Genomic DNA, 18,255 nt, shown 5'->3' with positions numbered 1-18,255 from the left:
TATTATTTTCTACTTAAAATAATAGCAAAGAACGTGCCAAAACACATAAACAGCTAAACAACAACCAGATAACAAAAAGCCATTCTTTTAGAACTGTCCAATATTTTGACAACGCTGTCTAATTGTTTGACACTATTCCCACTTTGACACGTAAGAGCGTCTCCTCTTCTCCATAAGCAAAAAACGCTCCGCTCCTATATGAATTCTTGCTCGATAGCCTATGAATTCTTATGCGCATACTGTATAATTCTACAAACCACGACGTGGTCTGTACAGATCAAGACGTGGAATATACAAATCACGACGTGGTCTATATATTCCACGGCGATAATCTGGAAATAGATGAGATAGTAATTATATTTGTATATAGTAAGAAGAATGTTTTTTACTTGAAGATACGAACAATTGTTTTGATTACAATCGTTGACTATCCTTTAGATTTAAGGGCAGGACACAAAAAAAGGGAAACAGTTGAATACCAACCATTTCCCTTTTTCTAAGTCGGGGTACCAAGATTCGAACTTGGGACCCCCTGCTCCCAAAGCAGGTGCGCTAACCGGACTGCGCTACACCCCGTTTTGCAATTCATAGTGTTTATCTCTGATTGCGGTGCAAAGGTACGCCTTTATTTTAAACTACAAAACTTTTTGGTAACTTTTTTCATGAAAAATATCATTTTCTTGTTGAGTGGATAGAATGGAACTTTGCGTCAGATAGTTCTTATCGTTGGCGTAAATAAATAAAAGGGTTCCATTCTTTATCGTATTAATAATTGGCTTACTGACAGATACAGGCAACGCAGGGCAACCAAAGCTACGTCCTAACCGACCCGAGGAAGCTGCCACAGAAGGATCGGAATAAGAGGCGCCATGAATTACAATCGCCCTTTGCTTAGCCAAATCATTTATTCCTTTTTCCAATCCATTTAGGATAAGCGAATAGCCATTCCGGCCTTGGTACGTATTTTCCGTCAGATAAAATCCTAAAGAGCTTTTATGGGAACCGTTCTCGTTCGAGAAAGAGGTCGCATAATTCCCTCCGCTATTCTTACCGTGAGAAACCAAAGAGGTGTAAAGTATTCTCTTTTGCCGTATATCCAATACAACCATACGCTCCGCCGTAGAAGGTTTAGAGAAATCGATCAATGTAAGGATATCCTTATTTTTCCGATCAATCTTCTCGGAACCTCTAAGCCCCTGCATAAACGCATCGAAACAAACCCATTGATCCAATCGCATCTCCTCATATAATTGGCGCCCCATAACCGCCACAGACGTTGATCCCGTTTCCGGAGATAGGGCACGCAAAACGCCACCGGTTGAAATTGAACCTACAGACAAGACAATAAAAAACAAATACAAGAAAATCCTTCGCATACTAAAAAACAATAACGCCGCAAAGTTATGATTTTTATTCTAATACAAAAACAATCGTCTTATTAACAGGCGCCCAATCGTAAACAAATTGCGCATGCGAAGTCGCGTTTCTCACACACATATGAGACCGGGGTGTCGTTCCCAACGAAGGACTATATTCGATCAACGATTTACGAGGAGCGTTGACCGGTACGCCATGGATATACGCCCCATTCGTAAAACGGTTGGCATAAGGAGCGAATCCGCCAGTCTCCTTGGAACCGTCTACCAAATAGATCATGCGAGACTTTTTTTCTTGGAGAACATACATTCCCAACGGGGTTTCCTGCGCATAAGGAGGACGATGCTGTCCGGTAGTCGCAGGGTTCATGCTACGAACCAACCATTTCGAGCCGACGTGCTCCAAGGTCGCGATATTCTGGTTATGACGATCCACGAAGATCGCCTTATCGAAGACTACCGTATCCCCTATTTGCTTGATATATTTCTTCGGAGCATACCACTCCTCCTCCCCATCATACACGGTTTGTATACGAGCGAATTTAGAATCCTCATCCATCGCCTTGATACGAACCAAGCTACCGTCACGTCCATAAATCTCGGGAATCACGGTATCAGTCAGCAAATAAAGCGGGACGGATTGATAGCGTTCTACACCAAGCGTATCGGAAACCCTCTTATAGGCATCTCTCTTGAAGACTTTTACAAGAGGAGCCTCTCCATTCCTGTTTTTATAGTTCTGCAAGATCGCCCATTGAGACGGCTCCCTTTGGATCGACTCCAATAAGGATAATCTTTCTTTCATTTTCTCCCACTGGAACTCCCGTGTCGTATCTTTATAGGGGTAAGTATCTTCTAAAGTATGCTTATCGTAAAGCAGCTCTTTCTCTATTTCGATACGGGGAGGCAAAGTCTCCACGATCACAGCGGAATCCTTCGATATAGAATCCACAGGAGTTAAGACCTCGGTTTGAGCAGGCTCGGTCCTCGGCGTACAATAACTTAGCGTACAAAGGCTCGATATCAAAAGTATAAAAACTGTTCTCGTCATCATTATTACCCGGGATTTATTTGAATATCGTAAATATACGATTTTTTCCAAATAACAGGTAATCTTATCATCTTGTTTACAAAGTAACTGCGCCAAATGACAGAGCTATCCTATATTCATCCTATAATCCATTTACTGCCCGGTATTAATGAGATAATCTTTGTCGTCACATAACAGCAGATAAATGTACTTACCGCAATGCATGGTATGGCGGCGACAGTAGGCAAGGCTAAGTCGTGCTTAAACACCGTTACCCACAATCCGAGCCAAAATATATGCATAAGGTACATACCGTAGCTGAGTTTAGACATCTCTGTTATGAGTCGTGGAGATTTCGAATTGCCTATGCAGGTAAAAGCGAGGAACGTACCCGCCGTAAGAAGCACACAGTTGATCGTACAGAAAGCCCATCCGATCTCTATCTCAGGTGTGACAAGAGTTACTCCGGGTATCGCTTGGACATAGAAGGAATAAATCGTCAGCAAGGCACCGACGACCATCGAGGCGATTCCGATAACCAGACGTTTAGAACGGTTCCATGTAAGATGGACATGTATATAATGTGCCAGTACGAGGTATCCTAAATAACCGGAGAAGTACCACAGTATATGGTATTCGTTCCAAAAACATTGTCCCCACACCTCGCCGAAGCAACGATTGAGATAGGGCATACAGGTCGACAACAGAAACAAGCCGATGAAAAAACGCTCTTCTTTCGCCGTGGCTTTATTCAACCATGGCGATATTACGGGTATAAATAAATAGAGGCTGATCAAAGGGTACATGAACCACAAATGTCCGGCCTGTGAAGGAAAGTTCAAGAATATTCTCGATATATCTTTCAATGATGTCTCGGCATCTATCTGCCCCCACAGCAAGGGTAAAGTGCTGTATAGTATCATAAATATGAAAAACGGCGGTAAGATGCGGATACAACGCTGACGGTAGAATTGCCAAGAGGTCAGCCCTGCCTTCATCGGCGCAAGAAGAAAGGCGGAGACAATTATAAACAATGGCACCGCCATGCGTGAGAAACCATCGTATACGGCTACCCACAACCGATCAGCCTCATTGGCCAGATAAGATTGCGGTCCCACCATATCCGTGGAGCCCTCAGCTCCATAAAAGTTTTCACTGGCGTGGACAACCATGACAAGGAAGCACGCAAACACACGCACGTAATCCAAAAAACTATACGCTTCATTTTTTGTTTTAGTATTATTATTCGTTAGATGATTTCAAGTTTGTCTTTTTACGCGAAGCATGCATTCAAGAGGGATATATTTCGATGTTTTTCCTGATACTGCTTTATGGCGCACAAAGATAAAAAAAGTCGGAAAGAATATATACCTTTGTCATATTATAAATGAAATCTAAAATAAAAACATATGAGATCTATTAATAGCGCGGTTTTACGTAGCGCATTTGCGATGGTATTAGGGTTTGTTTTGGTATTATGGCCGGAAGCAGCCATAACCTATCTGGTTATCACGATCGGTATACTATTCATTTTACCGGGATTATTCGCTATCCTCAGCTATTTCACCCGACCGAAGAACGAGAACGGGGAGAAACCGATGTTTCCTATCGAGGCAGCGGGAAGCGTACTGTTCGGAGCGTGGTTGGTGATCATGCCCGAGTTCTTCGTGAATATATTAATGTACGTACTCGGAGCCTTATTGGTAATTGCCGGTGTACAGCAATTGGTTTCATTGATATCCGCAAGGAAATGGAGCAATGTACCGTTGGGCTTCTACCTGATGCCGGCTTTGATCTTGATAACCGGAGTAATGATTCTTGCCTACCCGTTCGGGGCGGCGGCAAATACATTCGTAATCTTCGGTGTAGCCAGCATTTTCTACGGGGCTTGTGAGTTGATCAACTGGTATAAGTTCCGCAAGCGTATAGAAAATACCGGATTATGATTTCCGGTATTCCATGGGTGATATACCCATATGCTTCTTGAAAAACTTACCGAAAGTGGATTGATCGGAGAAGTGGAGTATATCCGCTACTTGCTGAACCGTGGCTTGCGGGGCCTTCAACAGCATCTTAGCCTCGACGATCAAGGCGTCGTCAATCCATTTATTCGCTGATTTACCCGTTAGCTCCTTCAAGATAAGCGAAAGATACTGTGGGGTAATAAATAATTTCTCGGCATAGAAAGTAACGACGTGCTGCTCCTTGCAATGCTCGAAAAGCAATTGCAGGAACTGCTCGAAAAGCTCCTCCTTCCGGGAGAGTGTAGGTGCCGTCATCAGCTCCTTCTTACCCATAAAGATATTAGCCAACTCGATAAAGAAACCGATTAAGGCGTTCTGGAGAGCCTCCTTCTGGAAAAAATGGGTACGCAACTTCATCTTTTCCCGTAAGATGGAGAATTGGCCGGATATATGCTCAGTCTCCTCGGCGCTAATCGTAGCACATGGATTCTTACGGATCTGCATATAATGCACCATGGAGTTCTTTTTCCCTGCCGGGGTAGTATATCCATCCAGAAAAGATCTGGACACGATCAACAAACGCCCTCTCAAATCTTTGCTCACTTTCGATACCTGTATGATATGAGTCGGCATCAAGGTTATAAACGTATTCTTCTCTATCTTATATGGAATATAGTCTACCGAAATATCAGCAGTACCTTCCTGTACCAAGATCATCAACAAGGCATTTAAACGCATCGGGGTGGAATGCTCCAGCCTTTTTTCCTCGTAATTAATCAAATCTCCGTTCAGATCCGCTATCGATAAATCATCTTGAAAGTTGTCGCTGGACTCAATTCCCTTGATTAACTCAGTGACTTCAATTAAAGGTAAATTTTTCATATCTATCTGTAGATTTTTATTATCACCTCGGACAAAGATAGAAATAAAAAGCCAAAGACCACCCACTATTTCGTTTTTAACCAATTTTCATCCAAAATTGAACGAATAACAAGAATTTTTGACAATATCCTGTTTCATTCCATACCAATACCGTAACAGTATAAACCTTTCTGGTTTTCTAAATATATCAGACCTTTGCGAATAGATTCGACGGGAATATCCGGTCATTGGTCGATTCCAACGGACGAGTCAGCGCTTTTTACTTGTATACGGGGATTGCCCCGGCTACTTTTGACGTAACAAAAACGAATATGATAAAAGAACAGATTATTAATACGGCGTTCGATCTTTTTTCTCAATATGGCATCAAGAGTGTGAGTATGGATGATGTAGCGAAAGCGGCTGGTATCTCCAAGCGCACACTTTACGAGTCGTTCGAGGACAAGGAAACCTTGCTGATCGAGGGGATCGATCACAATTCCGAATCGCTCGGACAATATCTGACGGGACTGGAAAAAGAACCTTTCAATGCCTTGGAAGTAATCCTGCTTTTCTATGAGGAGATGATGAAAAACCCGAGATGGTTCAACGAGAAGTTTTACGAGGACTTGAAGAAATATCCGAAAGCCCAACAAAAAATAGAGATGAATAAAGCGAGAATGGGTAAGAGGTGTATGGACTTGTTCACACGGGGCGTTAAAGAGGGCGTGTTCCAAGAGGGGATCAACTTCGAGATCATGGCCTTACTGGTGAAAGAGCAGACGAAGATGTTGCGGCCTTCCAATGTCTTCTGCAAGCATTCCATCACCGAGGTATACAACACGATCCTCCTCACATTCCTGAAAGGGATCAGTACCGAGAAGGGAAGAGCGATCCTAGACCGATTCGATCTCAAACAATCCTATGATTTATAGCGAACACTTAATGAGTTTAATCACAGACAAAATCTATCCTAAATGAAACGATTATTGATGAGTAGAAAAATGATGTTGGTCACATTTATGGTATTGCCTTTTCTGGCGGCGAGACCGGTTCTGGCTCAAGACACCCTGAAACTGGATCTTGGGAAAGCGCTAGAGATCGCCCTTAGCGAGAACCCGACCGTAAAAGTTGCCGATAAAGAAATACAGAAGAAAAAGTACGCACGTAAAGGCTCGTACGCTTCTCTATTTCCGCAGATCAGTTTTGCGGGGGACTACAACCGTACCTTGAAGAAACAGGTGATGTATATGGATTTCGACATGGGTGACATGGGAGGCGGCAGCTTGCCCGAAGGCACGGACATGTCGAGTATGGACGAGGGTTTCGAGGTAGGGCGTAGCAACAACTGGAGCTTGGGCTTCAACGCTTCCATGCCACTGGTGAACGCCTCCTTATGGAAAAGCTTGAGTATCTCGGCCTTAGACGTGGAATTGGCGGTGGAGCAAGCTCGCTCTTCTAAGATAGCGATGGTGAACCAAGTGAAAAAGAGCTTTTACGCCGTCCTTCTGGCAAGCGACTCTTACCGGGTATTCAAGCAAAGTTACGACAATGCCATGGAGAATTATCTGGATATCAAACGGAAGTATGAACAGGGAACCGTAGCTGAATACGACTTGATACGTGCCGATGTGACGGTAAAGAATACAGAGCCTAATCTGTTGCAGGCAGAGAACTCCCTTACCTTGGCTAAATGGCAGTTAAAAGCGTTATTGGGTATGGATCTGGATTTAAATATCGATTGCGACGGGCAACTGACGGATTTCAAGTCCAGCCTCTTCGCCGACTATCTATCCACGGATACAACCTTATCCGAGAATACCGACTTGAAACAATTAGACCTTCAGGCGGAACAGCTAAAAAAGACGCTGGTCATGCAGAAATTCGATTATCTGCCGACCTTGTCGCTGACCGGTCTATATCAATGGAGTGCCATGAACAATGACTTCAAGTTCAAGAATTACAGATGGAACCCCTATTCGATGATCGGTATCACGTTATCGGTTCCTATCTTCTCCGGAGGTAGTAAATTTTATAAGGTAAAGCAGACGAAAGTCTCCATCGACCAATTAAACCTGCAACGGGACGATACCAAGCGTAATTTGCAGTTGGCCGTTAAACAGTACATAGATAATATGAATACCTGTATCAAGAAGTTCGACGCCGCCCAAAAGGGAGTCGAGCAAGCGGAACGGGGATATATGATCTCGCAAAAACGGTACGACACCGGAGCCGGTACATGGCTGGAGATGAACGATGCCGAACTTGCCTTGACGCAGGCCCGGTTGAACTTCAACCAATCTATCTACGACTATATGGTAGCGAAGGCAGATCTGGAGAAAGTATTGGGTAACGGACAGATGAATTGAAAATTAAAAATTGAAAGTTTAATAGATAATAATTAGGAACAATTATATGAAGACAAGTCAAATGCTGAAAGTAATACCGATAGCTACATTGGCCCTGCTGATGTCTTGCTCGGGTAATAAGAGTGAGGAAGCCACGGAAACACAGAATGAGAAAGTAAAGGTGAAAGTGGAGACGGTCTCTGTTCAAGACGTGGAGCAACTCAGTGAATTTACCGCTACGGTGGAAGCGAATATCAAAAATAATATCGCTCCCCAAACCCCATTCCGTATCGAGAAAATCTTCGCCGAGGTAGGCGACCATGTAAAAGCCGGGCAGTTATTGGCCAAGATGGACGCTACAAGCCTAAAGCAAGCGAAGATACAATTGGATAACCAAGAGATCGAGTTCAAACGTATCGACGAGTTGTATAAGGTAGGCGGTGCTTCCAAATCCGCTTGGGATGCCCAAAAGACTTCCTTGGAAGTGGCTCGCGAGACGTATAAAAACTTGGTAGAGAACACCCAATTGCTAAGCCCGATCAGCGGAGTCGTAACCGCCCGTAACTACGATAGCGGCGATATGTACAGCGGCGGAAACCCCATCTATACGGTAGAGGAAATCCGTCCGGTCAAATTAATGGTGAATGTCTCCGAGAGTCTTTTTACGAAAGTGAAGAAAGGCCATGAGGTAGACATCCGGCTGGATGTGTACGGAGACGAGGTTTTCAAGGGTAAAGTCAACTTAGTTTACCCGACGATCGATCCCGCTACCCGCACGTTCCCCGTGGAGATCAAGATCGCCAACTCGGATGAGCGAGTGCGACCGGGTATGTTCGCCCGGGTGACGATGAGTTTCGGCCATATGGATCACGTGGTGGCTCCGGATCGCTCTATCGTAAAACAATCAGGTGCCGGCGACCGGTATATCTATGTATGCAAAGACGGCAAGGTATCCTACCAGAAGGTGGAGCTAGGACGCCGTATGGGTGATAAATATGAGATCATATCCGGAGTGGAGGATGGCGACCAAGTGGTTATCACCGGGCAAAGCCGCCTGACGAACGGTATGGAAGTTGAAATCGAAAACGAATAACAGACTATGAGTTTATATGGAACAGCGGTAAGAAAGCCCGTATCGACCGCCCTTGTATTTGTGGCGATCGTGATCTTCGGACTTTTTTCCTTAAGCAGGTTATCAGTAGACTTGCTTCCGGAGATAGAGACGAACACCATCATGGTGATGACGGCCTATCCCGGCGCCAGTGCTTCGGATATCGAGATGAATGTTTCGAAGCCCTTGGAAAACGTATTGAATAGCGTAAGCGACTTGAAGCATATCACGTCGCAATCCCGTGAGAATATATCGATCGTAACGTTGGAATTTAATTATGGCATCGATATCGATGTCGCCACGAACGATGTCCGCGACAAACTGGACATGGTAGAGTCTTCCCTACCCGATGACGTAGAGAATCCGATCATCTTCAAGTTCGGTACGGACGATATCCCCATCTTGATCCTTTCCGTGACTGCGGAGGAGAGCACGAACGCTCTTTACAAGATATTGGATGATAAGGTATCCAACCCATTGGCCCGTATCAGTGGCGTGGGTGCCGTGTCTATCTCCGGTACGCCGATCCGTGAGTTGCAAGTGTATTGCGACCCGTACAAATTGGAGGCTTACGGCCAGACCATCGAAGGTATCTCTACCATCATCGCGCAAGAGAACCGGAATACACCGGGAGGTAGCGTAGATATCGGCTCTAATACCTACTCCTTGCGTGTTCAAGGAGAATTCACGGACGCTAAGCAGATGCTAGACCTAGTGATCGGTAGCCAGAACGGAAAGAACGTATATCTGCGTGACGTGGCCCGTGTAGAGGACAGTATCGAGGAACGTGCGCAAGAAACGTTCAACAACGGCACGAAAGGTGGTATGATCGTCATACAGAAACAGTCCGGAGCGAACTCGGTGAACATCGCCAAGAAGGTACACCAGAAACTTCCGGAGATACAGGCTAGCTTACCCTCAGACGTGAAGCTGGACGTAATCATGGATACTTCCACGAATATCTTGAATACGATCGATAGCTTGAAAGAGACGATCATGATTACCTTTATCATCGTTATGTTGGTGGTATTCGTGTTCTTGGGACGTTGGAGGGCCACGTTTATCATTATCTTGACCATCCCGATCTCCTTGATCGCTTCTTTCGCTTATTTGCTGGCCTCGGGTAATACGTTAAACATTATCTCGTTGAGCTCACTTTCTATCGCTATCGGCATGGTGGTGGACGACGCTATCGTGGTATTGGAGAACGTAACGACCCATATCGAGCGGGGTAGCCAGCCGAAACAGGCCGCCGTACACGCCACGAACGAGGTGGCTATCTCGGTTATCGCCTCCACCCTTACGATGTTGGCGGTGTTCTTGCCGTTGACGATGGTTACGGGTATGGCGGGTATCTTATTTAAGCAGTTAGGATGGATCGTTAGTATCATCATGATCGTTTCTACGGTAGGTGCCTTGACATTGACCCCGATGCTTTGCTCACAGTTATTACGCCAGCAACCGGAGAAGGGTAAATTGTACCGGATGTTCTTCACGCCTATCGAAAAGGGATTGAACGCCTTGGATCGCGGTTACGGACGCTTCTTGAACTGGGCCGTACGCCACCGGAAAACGGTGATCGTAGGCGCTACGCTGATCTTCATCGGCAGTATGATGCTGATACCGGTCATCAAGACGGAATTTTTCCCGACGCAAGATAACGCACGCATCGGTATAACGATTGAGTTGCCGATCGGTACACGGCAGGATATTACCCGTGAGTTAGCTCTCGACATCGACAAGAAGTTCCGTGAGAAATATCCGGAGATACTGATCAGTAACTTCACGGAAGGTACGGCGGATACGGATAATACCTTCGCTCAGCTAAGCAATAACGGTACGCATATTATCGAGTTCAATATAAACCTGACTAGCGTGGGCGACCGTGAGAGAGGTCTTACCGAGATTTGCGAGTTGATGCGGCAGGACTTAGCCCAATACAGCGAGATCAAGAAATTCGAGGTACTCGCCGGAGGGCAGGAAGGTTCTATGGGTGGAGAGACCTCGGTTAACATCGAGATCTATGGTTTTGATTTCGCCCAGACAGATGCCGTGGCGAATGAGATCGCCCGTCGTATGAGAAATGTAAAAGGATGCTCGCAAGTAAATATCAGCCGTGAGGATTATATCCCGGAATACCAGATCGACTTCGACGGGGAGAAACTGGCCATCAACGGGCTGAACGTAACAACCGCCTCCATGTATCTCCGAAACCGTGTAAATGGTTCCACCGCTTCAAAATATCGTGAGGATGGAGATGAGTATGATATCAAGGTACGTTACGCCCCAGAGTTCCGTGAGTCCGTAGAGGATCTTGAGAATATTTTGATCTATAACAATGAAGGCAAAGGCATCCGCATCCGTGATTTAGGCAAGGTAGTGGAACGTATGACTCCCCCGACCATCGAGCGTAAAGACCGTGAGCGTGTGATCACCGTATCTGCCGTAGCGGGTAAGGGAGCGGCATTGAGCGACTTGGTTGCCGCCGCCCGGAACGAGTTGAAACAAATGGATATCCCATCCGACGTAAGTTGGCAGTTGGGTGGAACATTCGAAGATCAGCAGGATACATTTACCGATTTGGGTATCTTGATGGTATTGATCATCATCTTGGTATTCATCGTGATGGCTGCCCAGTTCGAGTCGTTGGTAGACCCGTTCGTGATCATGTTCTCTATCCCGTTCGCCTTTACAGGTATCGTATTGGGATTGGCGGTCACGCAGACACCATTGGGCGTTATGGCTTTGATCGGCGTGATCATGTTGATGGGTATCGTGGTTAAGAACGGTATCGTGCTGATCGACTATACGATCTTATGCCGGGAGCGTGGCATGGGTATTATCACGTCGGTAGTGACTGCCGGTAAATCCCGTCTCCGTCCGGTATTGATGACAACGTTGACGACCGTTTTGGGTATGATCCCGATGGCGGTGGGAACCGGCGAAGGTTCCGAGATGTGGCGCTCGATGGGTATGACTGTGGCTTGGGGTCTTTCCGTATCCACCTTGATTACCTTGATTATTGTTCCGACGGTCTATGCCGTATTCGCTGCCAACGGCGTAAAACGAAGACGCCGCAAAATAAGGAAGGCATTACGAAATAATTAATTATCTTTGCGTACCATAGGGAAGCCGAGGCCAAGCAAACCTCGATGGGCATTGTTAGGTCATAACAATGCCCATTGTAAGGTGCTTACGATGCCCATTATAAGCAGGCTTGAATGCCCATCGTAAGAAAAGCTTCCCTACGGATATGCGATCTCATAAAAAACAACTATATGAAAGCGATATTTATATCTTTCAATCAAGCGTATTACGAAGCTATCGTCAGTATCATGGACCGTAATAACCTTAAAGGTTTTACCTATTGGGATGTCGTGCAAGGACGGGGAAGTAAAACAGGCGAGCCACATTACGGCAATCACGCTTGGCCTACCTTGAATTCAGCTATCCTTACGATGGTAGAAGACGAGAAGGTCGATCATTTTCTGGAAATCCTACACAACTTAGACAAGGAAACGGAAGCGCAAGGGCTTCGGGCCTTCGTCTGGAATATAGAGAAAACCATCTAACTTAATTTTTCGAAACAACTATATTAATCTATTGATATGGACAAATCAATCCTGTTTACACCCGGTAAGATCGGTCCGCTAACACTTAGGAACCGCACGATCCGGGCCGCCGCATTCGAGAGTATGTGCCCGGGAAACGCTCCCTCGGAGCAGTTATTCAACTATCACACATCCGTAGCCGCCGGAGGGATCGGCATGACGAACATAGCTTATGCCGCCGTGACGCAAAGCGGCTTGTCGTTCGAGCGTCAGCTGTGGATGCGTCCGGATATTATTCCCGGCCTCCGCAAGCTCACCGACGCTATCCATAAAGAGGGAGCCGCCGCTTCCATCCAGTTAGGCCATTGTGGTAATATGTCGCATAAGCGGATTTGCGGATGCACGCCTATTTCAGCGTCCAGCGGTTTCAACCTCTACTCTCCCACGATCGTACGAGGTATGAAACAATCCGAGATCGCTTCCATGGCTCGTGCCTACGGTGAGGCCGTACGATTGGCACGTGAGGCAGGTATGGACGCTGTCGAGATCCATGCCGGGCATGGTTATCTGATCAGCCAATTCCTTTCCCCGTATACCAACCACCGGAAAGACGAATATGGAGGAAGCCTTGAGAACCGTATGCGCTTCATGAGAATGTGTATGGAAGAGGTGATGAAAGCAGCAGGTTCCGACATGGCCGTAACCGTAAAGACCAATATGCGGGACGGGTTCAAGGGAGGACTTGAAATAGACGAATGCCTAGAAGTAGCCCGTACACTCCAAGACCAATGCGGAGCGCATGCCTTAGTACTAAGCGGCGGATTCGTGAGCCGTGCCCCCATGTATGTAATGCGGGGAGAAATGCCGATCCGTACGATGGCGTATTATATGCCTCGCGGCTATCTACCGATTGGAATCCGCATGGTAGGTAAATATATGATTCCCTCGGAACCGTTTAAGGAGGCTTACTTCCTTGAAGATGCGTTGAAATTCCGCAAAGCCTTACATTTACCTCTTATTTACGTAGGAGGATTGGTCTCCAGAGACAAGATCGAGGAGGTACTGAACGACGGGTTCGAGTTTGTGGCCATGGCACGTGCCTTGGTGAACGAGCCGGGCTTCGTCAACCGTATGAAAGAAGACGAGCACGCTCGTTGCGATTGTGGGCATAGCAACTATTGTATCGCCCGTATGTATAGTGAGGATATGGTCTGTCATAAGAACGTGAAAGGTCTTCCGGAATGTATCGTACGTGAAATCAAAAGGCTTGAATATAAATAATGGAAAAGAAATGGGCTTTAGTCACGGGGGCCAGCTCCGGAATAGGTCTCGCCTATGCCGAGGAACTAGCCTCACGAGGCTATCAGTTAGTGATCGTCAGCAATGAGGAGCAGGCGATCCGGGAGAAAGGTGAGTTTCTCTCCGAGAAATATGGTATAGAAGTTTTGCCGCTTTATCGTGATTTGGCGATCCCCGGGGCGGCCAAGGAGCTATATGATACTTGCCAAGAGAAAAACATCCCAATAGAGGTATTGGTCAATAACGCCGGTATGTTTTTTTTCTGCGAGACCTTACAAGCTAAGGCCAACATCGTCGAGAAAATGCTCTACCTCCACGTGACCACTCCTACCCAGCTTTGTTATTATTTCGGGCAAGAGATGAAGAAACGGCGTCATGGATATATCCTCAATATGTCATCCCTATCTTGTTGGCTACCTTATCCGGGAATTACGCTGTACGCTTCCACCAAGCGATACTTGAAAAGCTTCTCCCGAGGCTTGCGTTCAGAGTTACTGGATTATGGAGTAAGCGTAACCGTACTTTGTCCCGGCGCCGTCGCCACGAATTTATATAACCTAAGCGACAACTTAAAGACCTTAGCGATCCGCCTAGGTATCATGATGCGTCCGGAAAAACTGGCTAAAAAAGGGATTAATGCCTTGTTTCACCACCGGGCTTCCCTATTACCGGGCCTCTTCAACAAAATATGCACACCCCTCGTAATGCTCCTCCCCCACGGCCTTGTCCGTTGGATCATGCGAACCACGAAATTAGTGAAGCTAGATCGATAATCCGACAAATAACATGCGAAATATTTGTCACATCAAACAAAAATCGTATCTTTGCACCGCTTTTTAGCCCCGTACCGTGTGATGGGAAATTAGGAAGCAAAATAACTAATTTTGAGTAACACAAAAATTAAAGAAAATGAAGACATTTGAGTTAGAAGGAAAAGGAAGAGAGATCGTCGCTCGTTCCGCTGATCAGAAAAGAGCCTTGAAGGCAATGCGTAAGAACAATGAAATTCCCGCTGTATTATACGGTGGCGAAAAAGTAACTCACTTCACGGTTACAAAAGAAGCCGTTCGTAAGTTGGTTTACACTCCGGAGATTTTCGTTGTTGAGTTAAGCATTGACGGTAACAAGACGATGGCAATCGTTAAGGACATGCAGTTTCAACCTGTAACTGACGAAATCCTTCACATGGACTTCTTGGAAGTATCTAAGGACAAAGCCGTAGTAATGGAAGTTCCGGTTGTTTTGGAAGGTCACGCAGAAGGTGTTAAAGCCGGTGGTAAGTTGTCTCTTCAAATGAGAAAACTGAAAGTGAAAGCTATATACGATCAAATCCCTGAAAAGTTGACGATTAATGTGGATCACCTTGGCTTAGGTAAGACTATGCAGGTAGGTGCTTTGCACTTCGAAGGTCTTGAATTGATGAACGCTAAAAACGCTGTTGTTTGCGCCGTTCAATTGACTCGTGCCGCTCGTGGTGCTCAGGCTAAAGGATAATCTGAGGTAAAAACATTATTACAATACATGAAGGGGAGGATATTCATAGAATGTTCTTCCCCTTTCTTTTATAGATTCGAGGATAATGAAATATTTGATAACAGGACTTGGTAATATCGGTTCCGAATATTGGGGAACCCGCCATAATATAGGTTTCCGGGTTGTCAACCATCTGGTAGAGAGCGTAGGAGGCAATTTCACTGAGGAGCGATACGGGGCAATCGCACGCATACGGGTGAAAAACTGTGACTTGATCGTGCTAAAGCCGAATACCTTTATGAACCTCAGCGGCAACGCCGTTCGGTACTGGTTGCAAAAAGAGAACATTCCCGTGGAAAATCTATTGATCGTCGTAGATGATCTGGCATTGCCATTCGGAACCTTACGTCTGAAACCAAAGGGTAGCGACGCCGGGCATAACGGGTTGAAGAATATCGCCCAGTTATTGAATACGCAGGAATATTCCCGCCTTCGTTTCGGCATAGGCAGCGATTTCCCACGGGGCGGACAGATCGATTACGTGCTAGGGAAATTTCCCCCGGAGGAATTGCAATTGATGCCAGAGATATTGGATCGTGCGACAGAGATCATCAAGAGCTTCTGCCTCGCCGGCATCCAGATTACGATGAATCAATTTAATAATAAATAAAAAGAGACTGAGAATACAGATATGAACGAGGTACGTATCGATAAATGGATGTGGGCGACCCGTATCTTTAAGACCCGCACGATAGCCGCGGAAGCTTGCAAGAAAGGGCGTATCATGATAGGTGGAGTAACGATCAAACCTTCCCGCATGATCAAGGTTGGCGATGTGATCCAAGTGCGTAAACCGCCGATCACCTTCTCTTTTAAGGTAATCGGATTGATCGAGAATCGTGTGGGCGCGAAGCTCGTCCCGAATTACTTGGAGAACGTGACAACCCCGGATCAGTATGAGATTCTGGAGATGAACCGTATCTCCGGTTTCGTGAACCGTGCGAAAGGTCTCGGACGTCCTACCAAGAAAGACCGTCGTGAACTGGAGCAATTCACTGAGCCGGAATTCATGGATGCCGGATTCGATTTCGAGTTCGACTTTGGAGAAGAGGAAGAGTAGTAAGCATGCTGATTTCCATTTAATTACATTTACCAATATTTTCATCAAGAAGTAAAAGTATTTTCACCTAGAGGTAAAACTGTTTACATACTGATGTAACGACATTTACCTCTAGAGGAAAAAACATTTACCATTAGAGGTAAATGGCGTTACAACGGTATGTAAACGGCAATTATCCCTATTGATTCTCCTCGGAAAGCAGATTCCCCTCCTCATCCCAGCTACGCCAGACACCAGATTTCTTCCCTGCCGTATAGAACATCTCATACAACAAATTTCCCTTATCACTCCAGATACGCCAAGGGCCGTCCTTTTGCCCTTCCTTATAAGAAGCCAGGCCGATCAGCTGGCCGTTCTCATTATATGTACGCCATTCTCCGTGAAAGATCCCATGATAATAGGAACGCACCTCGGCGATCTTGCCACTCGGATAATAAATCACGTAAGTTCCCTCCGGACGGCCATCTTTCAAATATAACTCCATCTTAAGCATACCATCGTCATAAAATTCCGTATAACGACCCGTATATGGAGTGGTTTGCGTGGCATCGGTATAATACTGTCCTTCGCTTAAAACCAAGTCTTGCGCTTGTACGGTCCATGAGGCCCCCGCCATAAAAGCAGAAAATAACAATAGCTTTTTATTCATGATACATTCTTATCTAAATTATATGCGAAAAGACACCGAGGGATCTTTCCGGATACCTCAGTGCCCCAAACAAATTCACAGCCTATTCAAAGTCAAGCTAAATTAATATTCAGTGTTATTCGGATCGAAGTTGGTCCAGTTAGCGGCCCAGTCATTCTTGCCATCAAAAGCTCCCTTATAAGATACCTTCTCGAAGAAAGCGTCGTTCAAAGCCGTATCAGAGAAATCCGCTCCGTCAATCTTATCCGCTACGATCGATGTATAGTCACCATCTTTAGCGATGATATCATTGCTGGAAGCGTAAGTAAGGTTGCTCAAGTCTGCTGTCTGAAAGTAATTTTGGCTAGTTTCATCCTTGAAATTCTCCCACATACCGGCGAAGATCACATTCTTAACAACCGCACCCACATTTGCGTTTTGCAGATACAAACCGTATGGCCAACCCACGAAAATCGAGTTATACACATTCAAGGAAGAGTTACGGCGGATGTGCATAGCGGCTTGGAATGATCCACCCTTAGCGCCATTAGCCGCGTCTTCCGTAACATAAAAGATATCATTTTCCGTTTTACCAGCTGATTCACCATAGAACGGACCGATCAAGGTCACGTTAGAAAAGACCGGAGTGGTAAGTGGAGTATTATTGGAACCATCAGCGTCGTTATCAGACTCGAAGCCATTGGACTTGGACGTATCAGCGTGCTTCGGGTCGCGAACGCCTAACAAGAACTGCAATTTACCTTGGAATCCATAGTCCGTATCAAACTCATCATCCCAACCTTTGTAAGCAATCAGGTGTTTTGCGTTTACCGTACCGCCAAACCACTCGAATGAGTCGTCGCCACAGAAAGAGACCTGCACGTATTCGATCGTAGTGCCACGGCCAACACCACCGCAAGTCAAACCATTGATCTCCTTATTTGGCTCCAATGGATAACCGGCGAACTCGATACGGACATATTTCACGATACCGGAGTTATCTTCCGGATCCTTTCCACCGTAGTAAGAACGAGGACCGCCCTCTATCTGAGCCTCGCCAGCCGTATTATTCACGATAGACTTGCCACAAAGAATCAAGCCACCCCAATCACCATAGGTACGAGAAGCTTTCGGTTGGTCGGAAGTGAACACGATCGGTTTCTCCGCCGTACCCTCGGCGATGAGCTTTCCGCCACGCTCGACGATCAAGGAGCCTTTAGACGATTTCTCCCCCTTGATTACCGTTCCCGGCTCGATCGTCAAGGTCACGCCATCCGTCACATATACGAAACCTCTCAACAGGTTGTTATCAGCAGCCTTCAAGGTCATATCCGAGGTAATCTCACCTTCCAATATAACATCTTGAGTTTCCTCTACAGGCGGCTCTACATTTACGAGATCATCATCGTCGCCACAAGCGGTTGTTCCAAACATCGTGGCCATACAGAAAGCGGCGGCCACACCTTTTAATAATAACTTGTTCATAAGTAAACG

16 protein-coding genes, 1 tRNA gene and 1 pseudogene are annotated in these 18,255 nt (G+C 45.9%); 11 read left to right on the top strand and 7 right to left on the bottom strand.

Annotated elements, in window-relative coordinates:
* Positions 1 to 501: 501 nt before the first annotated feature.
* The 4 genes and pseudogenes from ACYIA1_RS02980 to ACYIA1_RS02965 form a co-directional block, all read right to left on the bottom strand.
* A tRNA-Pro gene (locus ACYIA1_RS02980) sits at positions 502 to 576 on the bottom strand.
* 59 nt (positions 577 to 635) lie between these two features.
* A complete protein-coding gene (locus ACYIA1_RS02975) occupies positions 636 to 1,376 on the bottom strand; it encodes a murein L,D-transpeptidase catalytic domain family protein (protein WP_005866080.1) in 741 nt (246 codons plus the stop codon).
* Positions 1,377 to 1,410: 34 nt separating this feature from the next.
* Entirely contained in the window at positions 1,411 to 2,430 is a 1,020-nt protein-coding gene (locus ACYIA1_RS02970; protein ID WP_413639678.1) for a L,D-transpeptidase, read from the bottom strand.
* A 113-nt stretch (positions 2,431 to 2,543) separates the two neighbouring features.
* A pseudogene (locus tag ACYIA1_RS02965) lies at positions 2,544 to 3,631 on the bottom strand (acyltransferase).
* Positions 3,632 to 3,815: 184 nt separating this feature from the next.
* On the opposite strand from ACYIA1_RS02965, the gene ACYIA1_RS02960 reads away from it, so the two are divergent.
* The gene (locus ACYIA1_RS02960) at positions 3,816 to 4,352 is read left to right on the top strand and encodes an HdeD family acid-resistance protein (protein ID WP_413639677.1); all 537 of its coding nucleotides are present in this window, start codon (positions 3,816 to 3,818) and stop codon (positions 4,350 to 4,352) included.
* Here ACYIA1_RS02960 and ACYIA1_RS02955 read toward each other — a convergent pair.
* Positions 4,347 to 5,252 carry a helix-turn-helix domain-containing protein gene (locus ACYIA1_RS02955; protein WP_413639676.1) on the bottom strand — a complete coding sequence of 302 codons (906 nt, stop codon included), beginning with the start codon at positions 5,250 to 5,252 and terminating at the stop codon, positions 4,347 to 4,349. The genes ACYIA1_RS02960 and ACYIA1_RS02955 overlap by 6 nt on opposite strands.
* Positions 5,253 to 5,563: 311 nt before the next feature.
* On the opposite strand from ACYIA1_RS02955, the gene ACYIA1_RS02950 reads away from it, so the two are divergent.
* From ACYIA1_RS02950 to ACYIA1_RS02905, 10 genes are all read left to right on the top strand, one after another.
* The gene (locus tag ACYIA1_RS02950; protein ID WP_005866074.1) at positions 5,564 to 6,166 is read left to right on the top strand and encodes a TetR/AcrR family transcriptional regulator; all 603 of its coding nucleotides are present in this window, start codon (positions 5,564 to 5,566) and stop codon (positions 6,164 to 6,166) included.
* 42 nt (positions 6,167 to 6,208) lie between these two features.
* On the top strand, positions 6,209 to 7,600 hold the full coding sequence (locus tag ACYIA1_RS02945) for a TolC family protein (RefSeq protein WP_008778062.1): 1,392 nt from the start codon (positions 6,209 to 6,211) through the stop codon (positions 7,598 to 7,600).
* A 46-nt stretch (positions 7,601 to 7,646) separates the two neighbouring features.
* A complete protein-coding gene (locus ACYIA1_RS02940; protein WP_008774010.1) occupies positions 7,647 to 8,672 on the top strand; it encodes an efflux RND transporter periplasmic adaptor subunit in 1,026 nt (341 codons plus the stop codon).
* Positions 8,673 to 8,678: 6 nt separating this feature from the next.
* Positions 8,679 to 11,798: an efflux RND transporter permease subunit gene (locus tag ACYIA1_RS02935; protein ID WP_480334327.1), complete on the top strand. Its 3,120-nt coding sequence runs from the start codon at positions 8,679 to 8,681 to the stop codon at positions 11,796 to 11,798.
* Between the two features lie 170 nt (positions 11,799 to 11,968).
* Complete coding sequence (locus ACYIA1_RS02930) at positions 11,969 to 12,262, top strand: PG0541 family transporter-associated protein (protein ID WP_005866064.1); 294 nt, start codon at positions 11,969 to 11,971, stop codon at positions 12,260 to 12,262.
* A gap of 36 nt (positions 12,263 to 12,298) precedes the next feature.
* Positions 12,299 to 13,522: an NADH:flavin oxidoreductase gene (locus tag ACYIA1_RS02925; protein WP_044545947.1), complete on the top strand. Its 1,224-nt coding sequence runs from the start codon at positions 12,299 to 12,301 to the stop codon at positions 13,520 to 13,522.
* Positions 13,522 to 14,313: an SDR family NAD(P)-dependent oxidoreductase gene (locus tag ACYIA1_RS02920; RefSeq protein ID WP_005861964.1), complete on the top strand. Its 792-nt coding sequence runs from the start codon at positions 13,522 to 13,524 to the stop codon at positions 14,311 to 14,313. The genes ACYIA1_RS02925 and ACYIA1_RS02920 overlap by 1 nt, the downstream gene beginning before the upstream one ends.
* A 136-nt stretch (positions 14,314 to 14,449) precedes the next feature.
* On the top strand, positions 14,450 to 15,034 hold the full coding sequence (locus ACYIA1_RS02915) for a 50S ribosomal protein L25/general stress protein Ctc (RefSeq protein WP_005861962.1): 585 nt from the start codon (positions 14,450 to 14,452) through the stop codon (positions 15,032 to 15,034).
* Between the two features lie 85 nt (positions 15,035 to 15,119).
* The gene (pth, locus tag ACYIA1_RS02910) at positions 15,120 to 15,683 is read left to right on the top strand and encodes an aminoacyl-tRNA hydrolase (protein WP_005861960.1); all 564 of its coding nucleotides are present in this window, start codon (positions 15,120 to 15,122) and stop codon (positions 15,681 to 15,683) included.
* Between the two features lie 21 nt (positions 15,684 to 15,704).
* On the top strand, positions 15,705 to 16,133 hold the full coding sequence (locus ACYIA1_RS02905; RefSeq protein WP_057326416.1) for an RNA-binding S4 domain-containing protein: 429 nt from the start codon (positions 15,705 to 15,707) through the stop codon (positions 16,131 to 16,133).
* A gap of 178 nt (positions 16,134 to 16,311) precedes the next feature.
* On the opposite strand, the gene ACYIA1_RS02900 is transcribed toward ACYIA1_RS02905, so the two are convergent.
* Together ACYIA1_RS02900 and ACYIA1_RS02895 are read right to left on the bottom strand one after the other, a co-directional pair.
* Positions 16,312 to 16,782 (bottom strand): toxin-antitoxin system YwqK family antitoxin, encoded by a 471-nt coding sequence (locus ACYIA1_RS02900; protein WP_005866059.1) that lies wholly within the window; start codon positions 16,780 to 16,782, stop codon positions 16,312 to 16,314.
* Between the two features lie 102 nt (positions 16,783 to 16,884).
* The gene (locus ACYIA1_RS02895) at positions 16,885 to 18,246 is read right to left on the bottom strand and encodes a hypothetical protein (RefSeq protein ID WP_005866058.1); all 1,362 of its coding nucleotides are present in this window, start codon (positions 18,244 to 18,246) and stop codon (positions 16,885 to 16,887) included.
* Positions 18,247 to 18,255: the final 9 nt, after the last annotated feature.

The sequence above is a fragment of the Parabacteroides sp. KHUB-02 genome, from assembly GCF_056640955.1.
This window is presented reverse-complemented; position numbering and strand designations above follow the sequence as displayed.

Excerpts from the sequence above, each read along its gene's own strand:
- ACYIA1_RS02900 (WP_005866059.1), bottom strand. The coding sequence starts at position 16,782 with ATGAATAAAAAGCTATTGTTATTTTCTGCTTTTATGGCGGGGGCCTCA.
- ACYIA1_RS02940 (WP_008774010.1), top strand. The coding sequence starts at position 7,647 with ATGAAGACAAGTCAAATGCTGAAAGTAATACCGATAGCTACATTGGCC.
- ACYIA1_RS02915 (WP_005861962.1), top strand. The coding sequence starts at position 14,450 with ATGAAGACATTTGAGTTAGAAGGAAAAGGAAGAGAGATCGTCGCTCGT.
- ACYIA1_RS02950 (WP_005866074.1), top strand. The coding sequence starts at position 5,564 with ATGATAAAAGAACAGATTATTAATACGGCGTTCGATCTTTTTTCTCAA.
- ACYIA1_RS02895 (WP_005866058.1), bottom strand. The coding sequence starts at position 18,246 with ATGAACAAGTTATTATTAAAAGGTGTGGCCGCCGCTTTCTGTATGGCC.
- ACYIA1_RS02935 (WP_480334327.1), top strand. The coding sequence starts at position 8,679 with ATGAGTTTATATGGAACAGCGGTAAGAAAGCCCGTATCGACCGCCCTT.
- pth (WP_005861960.1), top strand. The coding sequence starts at position 15,120 with ATGAAATATTTGATAACAGGACTTGGTAATATCGGTTCCGAATATTGG.
- ACYIA1_RS02920 (WP_005861964.1), top strand. The coding sequence starts at position 13,522 with ATGGAAAAGAAATGGGCTTTAGTCACGGGGGCCAGCTCCGGAATAGGT.
- ACYIA1_RS02960 (WP_413639677.1), top strand. The coding sequence starts at position 3,816 with ATGAGATCTATTAATAGCGCGGTTTTACGTAGCGCATTTGCGATGGTA.
- ACYIA1_RS02905 (WP_057326416.1), top strand. The coding sequence starts at position 15,705 with ATGAACGAGGTACGTATCGATAAATGGATGTGGGCGACCCGTATCTTT.
- ACYIA1_RS02925 (WP_044545947.1), top strand. The coding sequence starts at position 12,299 with ATGGACAAATCAATCCTGTTTACACCCGGTAAGATCGGTCCGCTAACA.
- ACYIA1_RS02970 (WP_413639678.1), bottom strand. The coding sequence starts at position 2,430 with ATGATGACGAGAACAGTTTTTATACTTTTGATATCGAGCCTTTGTACG.
- ACYIA1_RS02930 (WP_005866064.1), top strand. The coding sequence starts at position 11,969 with ATGAAAGCGATATTTATATCTTTCAATCAAGCGTATTACGAAGCTATC.
- ACYIA1_RS02955 (WP_413639676.1), bottom strand. The coding sequence starts at position 5,252 with ATGAAAAATTTACCTTTAATTGAAGTCACTGAGTTAATCAAGGGAATT.
- ACYIA1_RS02975 (WP_005866080.1), bottom strand. The coding sequence starts at position 1,376 with ATGCGAAGGATTTTCTTGTATTTGTTTTTTATTGTCTTGTCTGTAGGT.
- ACYIA1_RS02945 (WP_008778062.1), top strand. The coding sequence starts at position 6,209 with ATGAAACGATTATTGATGAGTAGAAAAATGATGTTGGTCACATTTATG.